Origin of the sequence: Mycolicibacterium gadium (assembly GCF_010728925.1) — a bacterium.
In the GTDB taxonomy this organism is placed as follows: domain Bacteria; phylum Actinomycetota; class Actinomycetes; order Mycobacteriales; family Mycobacteriaceae; genus Mycobacterium; species Mycobacterium gadium.
Genome location: NZ_AP022608.1, coordinates 5,929,605 through 5,948,054, shown reverse-complemented (window position 1 = coordinate 5,948,054; position 18,450 = coordinate 5,929,605). Strand labels below are relative to the sequence as shown.

Here is an 18,450-nt window from a genome sequence, read left to right as displayed (position 1 = left end):
GCTGGGCCGTCAGTGGGGAGATCTCGTGACCGCCAGCGGGGAGATCAGCTGGCCGCCAATGGGGATTTTTACGCGTCCGCTGTCACGCGGCAACGCGCTGCTGCTGGGCGGGCAAGAAGCCGGTGGTGCAGGGTGGCGGCAGGTTGAGGTTCAGGTTGAAGCTCAGATATTGGCCTTTGTAGTCCTGTTTGGTGTTGAGGTTGGCGAGGATGCCCGCCTGGTTCGCCGCAACGGCTTGGGGAAACACCACGAGGAGTTGTTCGATGTCGTTTTGATAGGTGAGCGCGACTTGCCCGACACTGACTAGGTTGGCCAGCAGGATGGGCAAGGTGGGCTGCAGCCGCTCGACCAGTTGCCGTACCTGCGCGGCCGCCGGGCCACCCTTGACGATGACGCCGGCAACGGCCTCGTCGTGGGTCTTCAATTCGGCGGTCACCGTGGCCACATGGGACGCCCACGCCTGGATCGCATCGGACGTGTTGGTCTGCGAATCCAACACCGGATCGGCCTTGTCGATCAGCGTGGTCAGCGGATCGAGATTCTTGCGCGCGTCGATCGCCAGCGTGGATGCACCTTCGATCACACGCGACAGTTCTGGACCGAGCCCTCCGACTGCCGTATAGGCCTCGTCGATCACGGTCTTGAGGTCGTCGCGGGTATGGCCTGCAGACCGGTGTTCGCCGCGGCGAGCAGAGCGTTGACGTCCGGCGGCACCGACGAGTCAGCGAGGGCGATCACGTCACCGTTCTTCAGCGGCGCCGAGGTGCTGTTCCGGGGCAACAGCAAGACATAGGATTCGCCGATCGCGGATTGACTGTGCACCTCGGCTTTGAGGTCTGAGGGGATGTCGATGCCGGATTGCAGCGACAGCACCGCCTCCACGCCGGTATCGGTCAGACGCACCGATTCCACCCGGCCGACCTTCGTGCCGCGGTAGGTCACGTTGCCCGATTCATAGAGCCCACCGGATCTCGGCAGTTCCATCGTCACCGTGTACCGGCCGACGCCGAACATGGCGGGCAGGTTGATGAAGTGCAGGGCCATCACCACCACCGTCGCAAGGGCAACGATCGTGAAGATGGCCAGCTGGATTCTCACCCGTCGGGTCAAATGCATGTTAGCGGCCCTGATTCCACCGATAAGGAATCGTCAACGGATTCCCGGGACCGTTCGGGCCACCAGACAAGCAGGGCTGGGGAACTGACCGATGGTGCGGCCCCACTGCAACTCGAGCCAGGTCAGATCGCACTCCATCGAGTGCCGGTGAAGATCCCTTGGTCGATACGGCTGAGCGTGAGGTCGACGATGGCGGTCAGATTGGCATAGTCACCGCGTTGAAAGTTTTCGAAGGTCTCGTTCGGAAACGGGAAGGTGGCAAGCAAGCTCAGGGATCGCGTCAGGCTGGGCCCGGCGTTGGCCAGCGACTCCAACACCGGGCCGACTTGCCTCAACTCCTTCACCAGGTTTTCCTTCGTCTGATTCACCGTGTCCACGGTCAGAGCGCTGAACTTGCCGAGCTGATCGGCCGCCTGCACCAGGTTGTCTCGTTCTGAGTTGAGCACCGCCAACGCGTCGGGGACGGTGGCCAACGCCCGGTCCAGAACCGGCTGCTGTGCACTGAATTTCCCGACCAGGCGGTTGAGGCTCTCGGTGGCCGCGATGATGTCGCCGGTCTGGTCGTTGAGGTGGCCGGTGAATTCCCTCAGCTGCGTGATCAAGCTCCGCACGTCCTGCTCGCGGCCGCGAAACGCGGTGGAAAACGCCTCGGTGATGTCCTGAACCTGGCCCAGCCCACCACCATTGAGCAACATCGACAGCGCGGCCAACGTCTGTTCGGTACTGGTAGGCGCCGCCGTCCGGCAGCGGGATGACCGATCCGTCGCGCAGCCGTCCTCGCGGCGCTTCGCCGGGCGGCGGTGCAAGCTCGATGTGCAAGGAACCCAGCAGACTTGTGGTGCCGATCTTGGCAGTCGCGTTTGCGGGCAGGTCGACGTCGCCGTTCAGGCGCATGGTCAGCAGCGCGTGCCAGCCCTGGCGCTCGATTTTGGTGACATGGCCGACCGTGACGTCTGCGACACGCACACGCGAGTTCGGCTCAATGTTGTTGACGTCAGGCATTTGTGCCTGAATCACGAAAGAACCGGCGCCGGCGCCCTGGGTGCCGGGCAGGGACAGTGAGTTCAGCCCGCGCCAACCGCAGCCGGGCATCGCGGCCACGATCAGGACCATCGTCACGTTCGCCGCGACATGTTGCCAGCGTCGCCGAGTCACGGGCCACCTCCTGGAGGCACCATCAGGCCCCTTAGACCGTGGGTGGGGTCCGTGGCGAGCGGCGCGGTCATTGCTGGGTCGGGCGCCGACGCTTCGGCGGCCAAGGGGACGCCCGGCGGCGGATCGACGGCCGGCGGCACGTAGTCGGGCCGCAGCCAGGGCTCGCTGTAGGTCACTTCGTTGGGCCGGGTCTGCGCGCCGACGAACAGGTTCTCTCCCAACGGCGGGAAGTTGTATTGACGGTTCTTCACGATGGGCGCCAAATACTGCGCACACAGCTTCGCCGATTGCTCACCACCGCGGCGGGATGCGGACTGAATTGCACCGCACAGGAACGAGATCGGGTTCGCGAAGTTGTTGATGGCCAGGGCGCCGGTCAACGAACCGTTGGCCGGCTCGTAGATGTTGTTGTAGTTCTGCAACACCGTCGGGGCGATGTGCAGCGTTTGTTTGATGTCGTCGAGGCTCTCAACCAGCACGCGCGTGATCGAGGTCATCTTGTCCGATGCCGTACCGATCGCCTCCGTGTTGTCGGCGGCGAAGTCCTGCACGTCGGCCACGACCGCGTTGAGATCCTCGACCGCCTGACCGACTTTGTTCGGATCGTCGGCCAGCAGTGACGTCACCTCCGCGAGGTTGCGGTTGAGCGATTCGAGCAGATCGGCGCTGTCGCTCAGCGCAGATACCAGCGTCGAGAGGTTCTTGAACGTGGCGAAGATGTCGTTGCTGTGGTCACCAAGGATCGAAACCGCTTGCGACAGTTTGATGATGGTGTCGCGGATCGTGGGGCCCTGGCCGCGCAGGTTGTCGGCGGCCGTGTTGATGAGTGCGCCCAACGTACTCACACCGTCGGGCCCGGTGGGCTTGAGCAGGTCGGTCAGCCTCTCGAGTTGCGCGCGTAGGTCGTCCCATTCGACGGGCACCGCAGTGCGGTCCTCGGGAATCACCGCGCCGTCGGCCATCGTCGGTCCACCGGTGTACGGCGGCGTGAGCTGGATGGTGCGGCCGGTCACCAGCTGCGGTGACAGGATCACGGCCTTGGCATCGGCAGGAACCTTGTACCTGCCGTCGAACCAGAATGTGACCTTGGCCCGCTCGGGTTGCGGCTCGATCGACTCGATCTTGCCGACGGAAACGCCGCGAACGAGCACGTGGTCGCCGGCGAACACCCCTGTGCTGTTCTCGAAGTAGGCGACCACCACCGTCCGGGCGATCTGCGCGGGCATGCGTGCCGCGACGATCAGGCCCGCACCCATCACCAGCACAAGCACCACCGCCAAGACGAGCCTCGCGGTACGTGGTGACCTCATGGCAGCCGGAATCATGGCCTTACTCCCGGTTGTTGGAGGGGCGGCGCCTCGCCCGGCGCCGGCACGTAGACCGGCGCTGGAGTCGGCTCGGGTACCGAGGCCATCGCGGGCGGCGGCAGCGCGGGGGGTCCGGGTGGCGGGCCGCCGGGCGGTGGTGGCGGGGGCGGTTCGCGGTAGGGGTAGCGCGGGTCCCCGGGATTGCCGGTGATCGCGTCGGGGAGATGCAATCTCGGTTCCCCACCCTGACCGGTCCGCGGGAAGGGCACCGGCAACGCGGGCGTCCCCGGTTGGCCGGTCTGCGGGTCCGTCAGCTGTGAGGGCAGTAGCGTCGCCGGATCCAACCCCAGATCCGAGAACGCCGCGTCGACGAACGGTTGCACGAACTGACCCGGAAAGAGGTTGACCACATAGGCTTTGAAGAACGGGCCGGAGGAAAGCGATTCACCGAGAGACATGACGTAGGTGTTGATCAGTTTGATGGACTGCGCCACACGCTCCTTGCGGTCATCGACGATCGCCAACACTCCGTTGAGCTTTTCCAACGCCGGCCGCAGCTGCTGACGGTTCTCGGCGATGAACGCGTGCAGCTGTCGCGACACCGCCGAGATGTTCGCCCAGATCTGGTCCAATGCCGCGCTTTGCGTCTTCAGCGCCGCCAGTAGTGCATTGGTGTCTTTCACCAGACTCACGATGTTGTCGGTGCGTTTGGCCAGCACCCCCGTCACTTGGGCCGCGTTGTCCAGCAGCCTGCGCAGTTCGGCATCGCGTGTGTCGAGCACTTGTGCGAACCGCGCCACGCCCGCCACCGCATCCTTCAGATCCGCCGGTGTGCCCGAAAAGGTCTGGGCCAAGGTGGCCAGCGATTTCGAGAGCTGGTCGGTGTTCACGCCGCTGATCGTGGTGGCCAGGTCACCGAGGGCATCGGGCAGCTGGTAGGGCGAAACCGTACGGTCGAGCGGAATGGCGCCGTCGAGCTGACCGCTCCCGCGCGGTGTCACATCGACGATCTTGGCGCCCAACAGGCTCTTGGTCTTGATCGCGGCCTCGGTGCGGTCTCCCAGCCGCACATCGGTGTCGATCTTGAACGTGACGAGCACGCCCGTTTCGTCGAGTTCGATGCCCGAGACGTTGCCCACCACGAACCCGGAAACCTCCACGCCTGCACCGGTGTTCAGCCCGCCGGCGTCGGCGAAGTACGCCGAGTACTCCCTACCCGAGTTGAGGAAGGGCAGGTTTTGGTACTGCAACGCGGCCAGCCCCATCACGGCAACGGTCGCGACGCCGACGGTGCCGATGACCAAGGGCTGCGTTCGGAGAATGACTTCATTTGGGCGCGCACCGCCCCGTGCTCTGGCCGGCCACCTTGACGTACACCGGCTGGCCCCCTTTGCCGTTGAGCTTGAGCACGACATCGCACAGGTAGAAACTGAAGTAGTCGCCGTACATCCCCTGCCGCACGAGGGCCTGGTATCTGTCCGGCAGCGTGTTGAGCAGATTGTCGAGATATTCATGGTCAGCCACGGCGATGCCCGCCACCCGATCGGTCTGCGCGACCACCTCTTTGAACGGCGCCCGGGCTTGGGTCAACAGGTCGGCGAGCGAACCGGTGGCGGCGTTTGTGTAGGCCACCGCGTTGGAGATGTCGGTCCTGCGTTCGGCCAGCCCGCCGATCAGCTCCGAGAGTGATGTCACGGCTTTGTCCAGCCGCTCGCTCTGCCCGCCAACGACCCCAGCACCACGTTGAGGTTGTCGATGACCTGCCCGATCAGCAGATCGCGGTCGGCCAACGTGTTGGTGACCACCGCGGCCTGCTGCAGGAAAGACCCGATCGCGGGGCCCTGACCCTCAAACGCCTCGATCAACTGCTGAGTCAGGTCGTTGACCTGCTGCGGGTCCAGCGCCCGAAACAGCGGCTTGAAGCCACCGATCACCGAGTCCAGATCCAGCGCGGGTTGCGTGTGAGTCAGTGGGATGGTCTGTCCGGGACTCAGCGTCTTGAGTCCGCCGGTGCCTTCCTCCAGGGCCAGATACCGGTCGCCGAACAGATTGTCATATCGGATCACCGCCCTGCTGCCCTGCGTGAGCACGACGGACTTGTCGGTGAAAACTGCACGCGCACAGTTGCATCCGGGTTGATGGAGATGTTTTCCACCTTGCCGACCTCGACGCCCGCGATCCGCACTATCGTGCCGTTCCTCAGGTTGGACACGTTGCTGAACTCGGCGTAGTAGCTGTTGCCCGCGCCGAAGCGAAACTGTCCGAAGATCGTCAGCGTCAGGAATGCGACGAACGCGCAGACAGCCAGGAAAACGCCCAGGCGCCAGATGGTGCCCCTGAAGTCAGCCACGGAGGCTCTCCTCCTTGTGCGGATCGTCGGCGGTGACGATGACCAGCGCGATCACGGGGCCCTGCCCGTTGTCGTCGAGTGGTGCCGGGGCCGCCGGGGACGCCCGGCCATAGCGGCACTCCGCCCGGCCCGTACAGCGGCGCGCCGTATGGTGGCGCCCCGGTATGGAACCGGCCCGATCGCCGGGCCTGGCAGGCACTGACGAATGCTCGGTGGCTCCGGCACGGCACGGGTCGTCGGGAAGTAGTTCGCCCAGCACGGATGTCCGATGCCGGGGTTGGGCCGAACATCCAGGCCGGTCCCCCAGCCGGTGTTGGTGATCAGCTGGCGCACCGGGAAGTTCTTTGTCGCATCCGGAAGCGAGCCGCACCCCGGCGCACCGCCGGGTCCGCCCTTGGCGGCCACTATCGGCAGATTGTTCGGGTAGGCGTAGGGATCGTTTCCCAGCAACAAGGCGACGTCGAGCTGAAGGGTGCGGCCATCGCCGCCCCACGCCGCATAGCCGCCGTTGTCGAGATACCACGTGGCCCCCTTCAGAAAGCACGCGTACACGGGGCTGTGCTGCAGCAGCAGGTTCGTCGTCGGCTCGAGGGTGTTGACCGCCTCGACGAGACCGTCCTTACTCGTGGCAAGCAGGTTCGTGCCTGCCGTCGACAGCCCGATGACGTTCAACAACAAGCCATCTAGAGCGCTCGCCTGGTCGGTGATCGTCGTGCTGGTGGTGCTGACGGCATCCAGGATGGACACGATGTCATCGGCTGCCGCGTCATACGTGTCAGCGACGTTCTTGAGCGAGCGCCAGTTCTCTCGCATGGTTTCGGCGCGCGCGTTCAATGCCAGTAGGACCTCATTGAGGTCCGTGGTGGCCTGACCCATCCGCTGGCCCTGTCCGCGCACGCCATCGGCGACTGCGGTCAGCACGGCGTTCAGCTTCAGCGGGTCAATCATCTTGAGCAGCTCGACGACGTTCTCGAAGACCGTGTTGATCTCAGTGCTGACGTTCTTGGATTGCAGCACGGCGCCGGCGGCCAGCCGCTTGGGGCTCGGATCCGGCGGATACACCAGCTCGACGAACTTGGTGCCGAACGCGGTTGTGGCACTGATCTGAGCGTTCACGTTCGCCGGGATGTAGCGGATCTGGTCGGGGTCGATCTCCAGCCTCAAGCTGGCTCGATCACCACCACCGCCGATCTCGCTGACCCTGCCGACTTGGACACCACGCATCATGACATCTGCGTTGGTCTCCATCACCAAACCCGCTCGATCAGATGAAAGTGTCACGGGCACATACGATCTGAACGTTTCCCCGAACGATGCCGCCGCCGCGGAAAGAAACAGAACGATTGCCGTCAACAAGATCAGCGTCCACCACCCGGTGGCGATGCGGTATGTCCCAGCCCTGCGCTTCATGCCTAGCCGGCCAAATGGAAATCGCCGGACTGGCCGTAGATGGCCAGCGTCATGATCACGATCAGGACCGATGCGACGACCATCGAGGCACGCACCGCTCGGCCCACGGCCTCACCTACGCCTGCGGGCCCTCCACGCGCGGTATAGCCGTAATAGGTACACAGCAGCATGATCATCAACGCGACCGCGGCCACCTCGGCCAACGACCACAAGACGTCGGATGGACTCAGATACGTATAGAAGTAATGGTCGTAGACACCTGACCCCTGCCCATACACAGCGGTGGTGCCGACACGAGCGGCCCAGAAAGCCGTCATCAGCCCGATGCAGAACAACGGGATCGCCACAATCACTCCGGCCACCACCCGGGTGGAGGCCAAGTAGCTCACACTGCGGATACCGATGGCCTCGAGCGCGTCGATCTCCTCGTTGATTCGCATCGCCCCGAGCTGAGCGGTACTGCCGGCGCCGACGGTGGCGGCCAACGCCACCATCACCGTGCCCGGCTGAATCTCGCGGGTATTGAAAAACGCCGATGCGAAGCCCGTGAGCGCCTCCACACCCACCGACGCCAACTGGTTGTATCCCTGCACCGCGACGATCGCACCCGTCGTCATCGTCAAGAACGCCACGATCACCACCGTCCCGCCGATCACCGCGAGCGCCCCGCTACCCAATCCCATCTGTGCGATCACTCGCAACAACTCGCCACGGTAGTTGACGACGGCATCCGGAATGCCCGCCAGCGTGGTGGCGTAAAACCTTGTCTGCGAACCAATCTGGTCCCACCCGCCCACCACCGCATTCCTCGCCCGCAGTAAGCGGGGATGAAGTCCGCTCGGAACACTCGACGTCACGGCTCCACCTCAGGACACCATGAAGGGGACGCCGACAGCGGTGACGATGATGTTGATCAAGAACAACACCAGGAAGGCGAACACCACCGTTTCGTTCACCGCCCTGCCGACACCGGCGGAACCACCATCGACCGAAATGCCTTGGTAGCAAGCGATCAAGCCCGCCATCAATCCGAACAGGGTCGCCTTGACCATCGAGATGACGACGTCGGCCATATGGGTCAGCGTGGTCAACCCCGCCACCCAGGCGCCCGCCGAAACGTCCATGAGATACACCGAGCAAACGAACGCCCCGACCAGACCCGTCATGATCACCACTGAGCTCAGCGCCAGTGACACGGTCGTAGCCGCCAGCACGCGCGGGACGACCAGCGCCTGAATCGGGTTGATACCCATCACCCGCAGCGCATCGAGTTCCTCGCGAATCGTTCGCGCACCCAGATCGGCGCACATCGCCGTGGCACCCGCACCCGCCACCACCAACACCGTCACGATCGGACCGCTCTGAGACACCGTGAAGATCGCAGCGCCGGTGCCGGAAAAATCCGCCGCGCCGATATCGGCCAGCAAGACGTTGAAAAGAAACCCCGAGATCACCGCCCACGGGATAGTCATCAGTATCGCGGGCAGCGTCGAAACCCTTGCCACGAACCAGCACTGAGCCAAATACTCACGCCACGCGAACGGCGGCTTGAACATCAACACCAAGGTGTCCAACGACATGGCCAAGAACCCGCCGACCGCACGCACGGGCCTGGTCGCCGTTTGCGCGGAGATCACCATGCTGGGCCCAACCGCGCGGCTGCCGGGAGGCGGCGATCCTGCGAACAACCGGTCGAGGCTTCGACCACCGGCGCCCTGTGCGTTTGCGGGAAATCGCCATCGATGGAGGGCATAGACGGAACGCTATCGACCCCTGCGGCCGGATTGCTGCTTCCAAAAAGAGGTATAAGTCTCTCCCTTACGAGGCATGAGCCGCTGTAGACGACGGTCAGCGAAGTTTGCTGTGGTGTCCGCGCGGCCACTGCGGCAACGACTGGCAGCACCCGCGCGACGCGCATGGGTTCGGCGCCGCGGCGACGAGTGGAGCTGCTCATGTTGGCCATCCCGACAGGTCGAAGTTGGGCGGTGACAACGGAGAGGGTACGCGGCCGACCTCGCTTATGTCCATAGTCAATACGCTAAATAGAGAGCGAGATATACACAAAAAACGATTACAACTGCGACTTGTGCTCATACATGTATCTTGATAGTACTGTTCTGTATGTCACACTGGAGATGGTGGGCGTGGAGGCCACCTCGCGCAGTGATACCCGAGGAGGCAACCTGATGACCGATACCAAAGAGGCCAGCGAGAAGCTCGTCCGCGACTTCGGACTCCTGGGAGGGCCGTGATCTTGAAACGATCTGTGGTGCTTTCGCCGCCGACGCCGTTTACCACAACACGCCGGTGAAGCCGATCGAGGGCATCGACGGTATCCGGGCGATCTTCCGCGCCTTCCTCGACGCGTTCTCGTACGCCAAGCTCGACGTCGTGACGCTGGCGGCCGAACCGGGCCTTGTGCTCGCCGAACGAATCGACTACTTCACCATGAACGACGGCCGCAAGGTCGAACTGCCCGTCACCGGCGTCTTCGTCGTCAAGAACGGCGAAATCACCCGCTTCACCGACTATTTCGACCTTGCCGACTTCGAGCGCCAGAGCGGATTCAAGCTGTAGGTCCGCAGCAACCGACATGGTCAGCGACTCGTCCAGCCCTCTGCCGCAGGTCACCTCCGCCGCAAAGCAGAGGCGTCTGGCAGGATTTGGTGGTTCGAGAAAGCAAGAAGGGGCGGCGGGCGGTGGAGACCGCGGTTTCAACCGTCAAGCGCAGGCCCAAGGATCGGAAGCAGCAGATCCTGGAGCAGGCCGTTCGGCTGTTCATCGAACGTGGCTTTCACTCGGTCAAGCTGGAGGACATCGCCGAGGCGGCGGGTGTCACCGCCCGCGCCGTCTATCGGCACTACGACAACAAGCAGGCCCTGCTCGCTGCCGCTATCCGCACCGGCCAGGAGCAGTATCAGAGCGCCCGGCAGCTCTCCGAGGGCGAGACAGCGTCGGCGCCGCGGCCGTTGAGCGTCGAACTACCCGACCTGACGGCGGCCGCCGTCGCATCGCGGTCTTTGACGGTGCTGTGGCAGCGCGAGGCCCGCTACCTCGACGACGTCGAGCGGTCCGAGGTGCGCCGTCGCATCAACGCCATCGTGGCCGGCATTCGCGACAGTGTGCGGCTCGAAGTGACCGGGCTCAGCCCCCAGCATCTCGAACTGCGCGCCTGGGCGGTGTCCAGCACCATCACCAGCCTGGGTAGACACAACCTGAGCCTGCCGGGAGATGAGCTGTCCGAACTGCTGAACCGGGCCTGCATGGCGGCTGCACGGACTCCTGTCGTCAGCGCGCTGAAGCCTCTCGACCCGACGCCCGAAGACGGGCGCGCATTGTTCTCCCGGCACGAAACCCTGCTGGCCACCGGTGCGCGTCTCTTCCGCGCTCAGGGCTATCCGGCCGTCAGCACCAGTGAGATCGGCAAGGGCGCCGGCATTGCGGGTCCCGGCTTGTATCGCACGTTTTCGTCCAAGCAGGCCATCCTCGACGCCCTCATTCGGCGTCTGGACGACTGGTGGAGCCTGGAAACCATTCGCGCGTTGCGCGGCGACGAAGACACGGCGGCCTGTCTGCGCATGCTGGTCGCCGGACGGGTGCGCATCAGCCTCGACGATCCCGACCTGGTGTCGGTGTCGATCACCGAACTTTCCCACGCATCGGACGAAGTCCGCGAGACATACACGCGCAACCAGGCCGACCGCGAATCGGTATGGATCGACCTCATCTGCAGCCTGATGCCCGAAACCACGGCTGCGCAGGCTCGACTCCTCGTCGCCGCGGCCATCAGCTTCATCGACGACACCGTGCGCACGTGGCACCTGACCCGGTATTCGGGCGTGGCGGAAGAGATCACCGCGATCGTGTTGTCGATCCTGACCAGCCGCGGTCACCAGAGCGCGGAAATGGTTCCGCCATCTGCGATCTGAGCTGTCCCGTTCACCATCGACGCGTCGTCGGACAGCAGGAAGGCGACGACTCCGGCGATTTCCTCTGGTCCGGCCATGCGGCCCTGCAGTCGGGCGATCATGTTGTCCGCGCCCCCAGCGCCCAGCACCTCGTCGAACGTCGCCATCGCGGTCTGCTGCATCGGTGTGTCGACGAACGCGGGCAACACCGCATTGGAACGCACGTTGGCCGAGCGTAATTCGGCGGCGGTCACGCGGCTGAGATGGATGATCCCCGCCTTGGACATGCCGTACGCCGCCGAGCCGGCCGCCGCGACCTGACCCGCCAGCGACGACATGTTGACGATCGCTCCGCCACCGCGCTCGATCATCTTCGGTGCGGCATGTTTGGTGCACAACCACGCGCCGCGCAGGTTGATCTTGATGACCCGGTCGAAGTCCTCGACGGTCGTTTCGGTCAGCGGCGAGAAATGCACGATTCCGGCGTTCGCGACGAGTTTGTCGACGCCGCCGAACTCGGTGGTACAGGCCTCGACCATCCCGATCACCTGTTCCTCGTCGCTGACGTCGGCCCGGAAACCGACCGCGCCGCCGCCGATTTTCATCGCCGCCGCGTCGGCCGCGGCGCCGTCGATATCCGCGCACAGTACGTGAGCGCCCTCGTCGGCGAGGCGCGCTGCGATCGCGAGACCGATGCCGGCGCCCGCGCCGGTGACAATGGCGGCCTTGCCCGCAAGGTCCGGATGCGTCATGTGACTCCTCGTGAGTGTGTTTGAGCCATAACGATTCTCACCCCGCGACCGCAAGAACCCTGCGCTGCGCGGCGACCAAACCGTGTTCGCGGATCGCCCCGAACATCACCAGGCCGAACCCCGGAGCATCATCGGACAGCCGGACCGAATGCACGCCCAGATCGCGCAGTATCCATGCCACGATCTGCGAAACCCGCTCCGCACCCAACGCGGCGCGGGTCGACAGGCCGCACGCGTCCACCGGACCCGGCGGGCGCAGGTACACGATCATGCCGCTGCCTCGAGCTGTCATCGTCGTCACCGCGCGATGGAGGTCATCACCGCAGCGACAACCCAACGATCCGAACACGTCTCCGGTCAGACATTCGACGTGAACGTGCAGCGGCATCGGGCGATCCGAATCGGCGGTGCCGATGATCGCCACGAGATGTTCGCCGCCGCCGTGGGTGTCACGAAAACCGATGACGCGCGACGTCCCTGCACCAAGGGGCAGCAGGGTTTCGGCCGACCGGACGACTTGCGGTTCGGTGCGCCGCCGGAACTGTGCGAGATCGGCGATGGAGATCACTCCGAGCCCGTGCCGTTCGGCGAACTCGATCGACTCGGCCTCGTCGGCGATCGCCCCGACGCGTTCGCCCGAGACGATCTCGCAGAGGACACCGGCGGGTCGCCGGCCCGCAAGCCGGGCGAGGTCCACGGCCGCCTCCGCGACTCCCGGTTCTGCCAACACGCCGTCCGCATCGGCCAGGACGGGCACGACGTGGCCGGGACGTCGGAAATCCGAGGGTGACGACGCCTGCGCGGCGAGCGCCACGATGGTCGCGGCGCGGTCGGTCGCCGAGATGCCGGTGCCGACCCCGCCCCAATCGACGGCGACACGTTGCGTGGTGCGGAGGAGGTCGCCGCTGCACACCGGCGGCAGGTCGAGCCGATCGCACTCGATGCCCGGCAGTGCAACTCGGACGTAGCCGGAGGTGTGTCTGACGGTGAAGGCGAGCAGTGTGGAGGTCGCGCTCTCGGCGGCGAAGACGAGGAAGCCCTGCGCGGCATCGTCTGTCACCACGACATGACGGCCCGCGCCGATGGCCGCGATCGCGCGCCTCACCCGTACATCTGCGGTTCTCATCCGCGCTCCCCCGCTGTTGCCGTGACGGCGAGCCGGCGAAACCGGCTGCCGTGAAAAACAAGTGGTGGGGTGTCCGGATCGGCGCTGAGTTCGCAGATTTCCAGCAACGCGATGGTGTGGTCGCCCGCAGGGAGCTCGGAGTGCAGGCGGCAATCCAGCCACGCCGTGGCCCCGTGAACGAACACCGCCCCCTTGGACAATTCCGTCCAGCGCACCCCGGCGAACCGGTCCCCGACCTTGCGTGACAGCGAAAGGCAGGCGTCACTGTGGTGCTCGGCCAGCACACTGACCCCAAGCCGCTCGCGCTCGCGCAACCTCGGCCATGTGGTCGAGGTGTTCTGCACGCAAATCGACACCAGCGGCGGGTCCACCGAAACCGTGGTGAACGAGCTGGCCGCCATGCCGACCGGCTCACCGTCGATGCTCGCGCAGACGGCGATCACCCGGACGGGAAACATCCGAAGACGCGACGCAGTGTCGAGTCGTCGAGGTGGCGCGAGTGGACGGGATGCATGTCTTTTCGTCCGTTGCCGTGCCGTTAGCGCAGCCCGTGCAGGAAGTCGAGCAGCAGCCGGTTGATCTCCTTGGGCTCTTCCTGCTGGATCCAGTGTCCGACCTCGGCCACCATGTGGGTGCCGCAGTAGTTCGGCATCATTTCCCCGGCCCGTTCGGTCGCCTCGGCTCCCCATGTGGTGCCGACGTCGTACTGCCCACCGATGAAGACAGCGGGCGGGGTGAGTGGCTTGCCGGCCTGGTCGGCCAGGTCGTGCCAGTCGTTGTCGATGTTGTGATAGAAGCTCAGCGGCCCGCCGAAGCCGGAACGCTCGAATTCGCTTGTGTAGAAATCGAGATCCTCATCGGTGAACCAGTCCGGCATCTTCTCCGGATACACGAAGGCGTCCTTGAGGCGCGCCCCCTCGGGCATGCACAACGGGCCGGCGCGGATCACGTCGAGCGGATCCATGGCCGCCAGATCGATCCCTTCCGCCTCGGCGGCACGCGTGGCGGCGCTCACGGCATCGCCGGACACCGTGTACGTGAGTCCGAGGAGCCAGGTGCGCAGGTCCTCTTCGATCTCGGCGATGATGCCGTCCTGCGCTGAGAAGTAATCCTGGTACCACACCCTGCCCGGCCCGGCGATCTCCAGGTGATAATCGTTCGGGCGTTGCTCTCCGAAAGGACTGCCCGGCAGGGCGATAACACCACGTCCGGCGAAGGGGCAACTGAGCCCGGCAACTCCGGCACATCTGTCTGGGTGCAGCCAGGCGAACGTCCACGCGACCGGGGCGCCCCAGTCGTGTCCGACCACGATCGCCTGCTTCTCGCCGTACGCATCGATCACGCCGAGGATGTCGCCGACGAGTTCTTTGATGCGATAGGCGGACTGCACGCGGAACTTCGACGATTGCCCGTAGCCTCGCTGATCGATCGCCACCACCCGGTACCCGGCAGCCGCGAGCGCGGGTATCTGATGGCGCCACGAGTACCACGACTCCGGAAATCCGTGGACCAGCACCACCAACGGACCCTCACCCTCTTCCACGGCGTGGATCCTGGTGCCCCGGCAGTCGAGCATCCGATGATTCTGCGGCATTCGAGTCGCCTCTCCTTGTTGTCGTTCAGTGTGTGGACGTCACGGCCTACCCGACGGCGATTTCCTCGGGACGGTCCAGCCGATCGGCGACGGGCACGGTCCGGTCGGAGTAGTTGCGGGCGATCAGCGTCTGCTGCCCGGACAATCTCGTGCGCGCCCATTTGCCGAGCACACGGCCTGCGACCTTCGGCATCATCAGGGCCGCGGGCGGCTTGACGAGGTGCACGACCGCGAGGAACTCGCGATAGGTATCGAGGTCATCGTGCACCAGCTCGAGGACACGGTCCATGTACCACGTGAGCGCACCGAAATAGAACGGGCGCTTGTCACGCACGCCTTTGATCCAGTCGAAGCGCAGGTTCTGCTCGCGTATCACGAACCAGGCCGTATCAGCCATCTTGCTGATCTTGCGGTAGTAGCGGCGCGGCAGCTCGTGATGTCCCGCGCCGTATTTGGCGAGCAACAGTTGCATCTCGCGGACTTCCTTGAGCGCCAGACTCATTCCCAGCCCCGATACGGGGTCGGCGCTGGTGTAGGCATCGCCGACCACCAGCAGGGCACGCGGGAGGTTGCGCATCTTCTCATACCGCAACCGCAGCATGTTGGGGTAGCGGAAGTTGTAGATCGGCGACGCGGGCTCCAGCCCGTCGATGTTCTCACCTACGACCGGTGAGGGCATCAGGTCGGCGAACTCGCGGAACTCACGCGCGGTACGTGGTGGCGAGTAACAGTTGTAGGCGACAAGAGACGTGGACAAAATGGTGCGTGAGCTGTCCGTGTAGTACTGCGCGGCGTAGGTGTCCTCGTAAGGGCGGTACGCGTAGCAGATCACCATCACCTTGTCGTCCCACTGCCGCTCCGGCGGGACGTGGTGCTGCATGGTGGAGTAGAAGCAGTTGATGATGTCCTGCTCGACCTCGGGGGCGCCGATCCCCATGTGCTCCAGGAATTCCGGTATGCGCGTGTTCTTCCCCGAAGCGTCGACGACGAACTCGGCCGGCACCACATCCAGTACGCCGTCACGGTCCACCGCGACACCGATGACGCAATTGGCGTCGCGGTCGTAGACGAGGTCACCGACCTCGGCCTCGTAACGGAACTCGATGCGGGGTTCGTCGTCGAGCCGACGCCGCACACACCATTCGAGCAGCGGGCGCCCGGCGCACACGATCTGAATGTCACTGGTGCCGGGCTTCTTCCAGGTGCCGCCGAGTCGGATGCGGTATTGGTCGGCCATGTCGACCTTGAAAGCACCCTCGGCGACCATGTCATCGACGATGCCCGGGAAAATCCGTTCCAGCTCGATCTGTCCCGCGGTGAGCAGATGGTGTAGGTGCCAGCCTTGGGCCGCGCCGGGCCGGCCCTCGCGGCGGGAGTGACGGCCGTCCTTCTCCAGCACGATCACCCGCTCGAACGTCTCGGTCAGCACCTTGGCCGCCGCGATACCGGCGATGCTACCGCCGATGACAACGGCGGTGCCGCGACCGTCACGTCGCACCCGCGTCGTGTCGACCTCGGCGTGGTCCAGCGCGCCGGGGTACGCCTACGCGCAGCCCCACTCGCCACGAACTTCTCATAATACAGACCGATGCGATGAATACCTCTGTTGTCGAGCCAGTTTCGCGTCGCCTCGACCATCGGTGCAGGGCCGCAGAGGTAGACGTCGGCATCGCCAGCCTGACCATCGCGGCTCAGCATGGATTCGTCAAGCAGATCGGTGACCAGCCCGACCGGGCCGTCCCACCCGGAGTCGGATCGGGAAACGATCGTGTGCAGCTTGAGGCCGGGGATGCGTCGTGTGAGTTCGTCGAGTTCGTCTTGCTTGCAGAGGTCTTCGGCGGCAGTCACGCCATACAGCAGGTGCACCGGTTGCTCGACGTCACTGTCGAGGCTCTGAGCCATTGCCAGGATCGCCGACAGCCCGGTGCCGCCGGCAACGAGGATGACGGGCCGCACGATCGGCCGCAGATAGAAGCCACCCTTACTGCACCGCAACGCGATTCGGTCACCCGGTTTGGCGCGGTCGCGGACATAGTTCGACATCTCGCCGTCGGGCAGCAACCGGATGATGAACTCCAGCTCGGTGCGGCCGTCGTCGGGATGTGCGAAGGAGTAATTTCGCCACGCATCGGTTCCCGGCACCTGCAGCTGCGCGAATTGGCCCGCCTTGAACGTGATCGCGTCGTCGATGCCCGAGGCATCGATCCGCAGAATCGCGGTGGTGCCCGACAGCCGCTGCACGCTGGTCACCACTCCGTGTCCGGTGACCAGCCGCGCCGCGTTGTCATCGGCTGGATACTGCAGATCGATGACGCAATCGGTATCGGCGAACGTCTGGCACGTCAACACTTTTCGCGCTGATCGCTCGACGTCCGACAGGCCTTCGGTGCGCCCCATCTGATAGTCGCCGGAGGCGCACGTGGCGACGCACGTCCCGCAGATGCCGCTCTGGCATTCGTTGACGATCGAGACGCCGTGCTCTTCCGCCGCATCGAGGATCGACTGGTCCGGCCGTCCCGGCATCGTCTTCTGCGTGCCGTCCGAATATCGGACCGTGATCTGATGAGCTTCCACGCCTGTGCCCCTTCCTGCCCGTGCTCGACGTCAGACGACCGCGGCCGCCGGCTTTCTCGCGATACGCGCGTTCAGCCGTGGCATGACTTCCTCCGCGAGTAACCGCATCGACTCTTTCCACGGTCCCGGGTTCTCGCTGTAGTCGAACCCGAGGACGAGCAGGTGGCCGAAACCGCCGACCTGGTCATACGTGGCCTCCAGTTTGTCCACGACCGTCTCGACCGAACCCACCACAAATGTGTTCTCGGCCAGGTACTCCGGGGTGACGTCGGCATCGGGCACCGCAGGGTCGTGCTTGTAGAACTTCGTCATGCCCATCGTCTTGAAGGTCGGCAGCACGTACTCGCGCATGTTGCGGCCGAGCATGCCGTCGACGGCGTAGCGAAACGCCTTCTCGTCCGTCTCGGCCACGACGACCTCGCGCACCAGCCGCCAATCACGGCGATCGGGAGTACGCCCGCTGCGGGCCGCCCCTTCGAGCACGGCATCCCAGTGTGTGGCCACGTAATCGGTGTTCAGATCGAGGCTCATCGGTATGTAGCCGCGTTCGCCCGCGAGTTTGAGGGTTTCCGAGCCGGCGCTGAAGCCGGTGACACCGATAGGCGGGTGCGGCGATTGGAACGGCTTGATGTGGCGACGCATCAGACCGTCGTACATCGGCGCAATCCCATTGGCGTTCCAGTATTTTCCGCGGTGCTCCCAGGGTCCGTCCTCGGTCCAGATGCGCAACATGATCTCGAGCGCCTCACGTGTCATCTCGCGATGCTCACCGTTGTGGCCGTCCACGTCGAACAAGGCCCAGTCCCCCGGGATGCCGCTGGCGCCGACGCCGAGCATGAACCTGCCCTGTGCGAGATGGTCGAAATATGCAACGCGATGGGCCAATTCCACCGGGTGGTGGTAGGGCAACAGGTGCGCACCCGGCGCGAGCTTGATCCTCTTCGTGCGCTGCAGCGCCTGCGCCAGCAGCAGGTCCGGCGCACAGATCGGCTCCCACGGCACGGTGAAGTGCTCACCCACCCACGCCTCCACGTAACCCAGCTGATCGGCGAGCTCGATGATGTCGAGATCCCACTGCGTGGCGTCGAACAGGCTTCGCTCCGGCGGGTGTGCCGGCATGAGGAAAATTCCGATCTCCATCTTCAACCCTTCTGGGAT

10 protein-coding genes and 6 pseudogenes are annotated in these 18,450 nt (G+C 64.8%); 2 read left to right on the top strand and 14 right to left on the bottom strand.

The window, feature by feature from the left end:
• Positions 1-91: 91 nt before the first annotated feature.
• From G6N36_RS29280 to G6N36_RS29245, 8 genes and pseudogenes are all read right to left on the bottom strand, one after another.
• A pseudogene (locus G6N36_RS29280) lies at positions 92-1,116 on the bottom strand (MCE family protein); the annotation flags it as partial.
• 1 nt (position 1,117) lies between these two features.
• Positions 1,118-2,229, bottom strand: a pseudogene (locus G6N36_RS29275) (virulence factor Mce family protein).
• Positions 2,230-2,267: 38 nt separating this feature from the next.
• Entirely contained in the window at positions 2,268-3,581 is a 1,314-nt protein-coding gene (locus G6N36_RS29270) for a virulence factor Mce family protein (protein ID WP_163690264.1), read from the bottom strand.
• A gap of 11 nt (positions 3,582-3,592) precedes the next feature.
• Positions 3,593-4,908: pseudogene (locus G6N36_RS29265) on the bottom strand (MCE family protein).
• Positions 4,905-5,928 (bottom strand): annotated as a pseudogene (locus G6N36_RS29260) (virulence factor Mce family protein). Before G6N36_RS29260 ends, G6N36_RS29265 begins: the two co-directional pseudogenes overlap by 4 nt.
• A 51-nt stretch (positions 5,929-5,979) precedes the next feature.
• A complete protein-coding gene (locus G6N36_RS29255) occupies positions 5,980-7,338 on the bottom strand; it encodes an MCE family protein (RefSeq protein ID WP_407938936.1) in 1,359 nt (452 codons plus the stop codon).
• 2 nt (positions 7,339-7,340) lie between these two features.
• Positions 7,341-8,156 (bottom strand): ABC transporter permease, encoded by an 816-nt coding sequence (locus tag G6N36_RS29250; RefSeq protein ID WP_163690977.1) that lies wholly within the window; start codon positions 8,154-8,156, stop codon positions 7,341-7,343.
• 48 nt (positions 8,157-8,204) lie between these two features.
• On the bottom strand, positions 8,205-8,978 hold the full coding sequence (locus G6N36_RS29245) for an MlaE family ABC transporter permease (protein WP_163690263.1): 774 nt from the start codon (positions 8,976-8,978) through the stop codon (positions 8,205-8,207).
• A gap of 622 nt (positions 8,979-9,600) precedes the next feature.
• Here G6N36_RS29245 and G6N36_RS29240 point away from each other — a divergent pair.
• Together G6N36_RS29240 and G6N36_RS29235 are read left to right on the top strand one after the other, a co-directional pair.
• Positions 9,601-9,915 (top strand): limonene-1,2-epoxide hydrolase family protein, encoded by a 315-nt coding sequence (locus G6N36_RS29240; RefSeq protein ID WP_235690338.1) that lies wholly within the window; start codon positions 9,601-9,603, stop codon positions 9,913-9,915.
• Positions 9,916-10,037: 122 nt separating this feature from the next.
• Positions 10,038-11,267, top strand: a complete 1,230-nt coding sequence (locus G6N36_RS29235) for a TetR/AcrR family transcriptional regulator (RefSeq protein WP_163690976.1) — start codon at positions 10,038-10,040, stop codon at positions 11,265-11,267.
• Here the strand turns inward: G6N36_RS29235 and G6N36_RS29230 are convergent.
• From G6N36_RS29230 to G6N36_RS29205, 6 genes and pseudogenes are all read right to left on the bottom strand, one after another.
• Positions 11,228-11,998 carry a glucose 1-dehydrogenase gene (locus G6N36_RS29230; RefSeq protein WP_163690262.1) on the bottom strand — a complete coding sequence of 257 codons (771 nt, stop codon included), beginning with the start codon at positions 11,996-11,998 and terminating at the stop codon, positions 11,228-11,230. The genes G6N36_RS29235 and G6N36_RS29230 overlap by 40 nt on opposite strands.
• Before the next feature lie 37 nt (positions 11,999-12,035).
• Positions 12,036-13,124, bottom strand: coding sequence for a 3,4-dihydroxy-2-butanone-4-phosphate synthase (locus G6N36_RS29225; protein ID WP_163690261.1), 1,089 nt, complete (start codon positions 13,122-13,124; stop codon positions 12,036-12,038).
• Positions 13,121-13,638, bottom strand: a pseudogene (locus tag G6N36_RS29220) (flavin reductase family protein). The gene G6N36_RS29225 and the pseudogene G6N36_RS29220 overlap by 4 nt, the downstream one beginning before the upstream one ends.
• Positions 13,639-13,662: 24 nt before the next feature.
• Positions 13,663-14,718, bottom strand: a complete 1,056-nt coding sequence (locus G6N36_RS29215) for an alpha/beta fold hydrolase (RefSeq protein WP_163690260.1) — start codon at positions 14,716-14,718, stop codon at positions 13,663-13,665.
• Positions 14,719-14,764: 46 nt separating this feature from the next.
• Positions 14,765-17,241, bottom strand: a pseudogene (locus tag G6N36_RS29210) (FAD-binding oxidoreductase).
• Positions 17,242-17,322: 81 nt separating this feature from the next.
• Positions 17,323-18,432, bottom strand: a complete 1,110-nt coding sequence (locus G6N36_RS29205) for an LLM class flavin-dependent oxidoreductase (protein ID WP_163690259.1) — start codon at positions 18,430-18,432, stop codon at positions 17,323-17,325.
• Positions 18,433-18,450 lie beyond the last annotated feature (18 nt).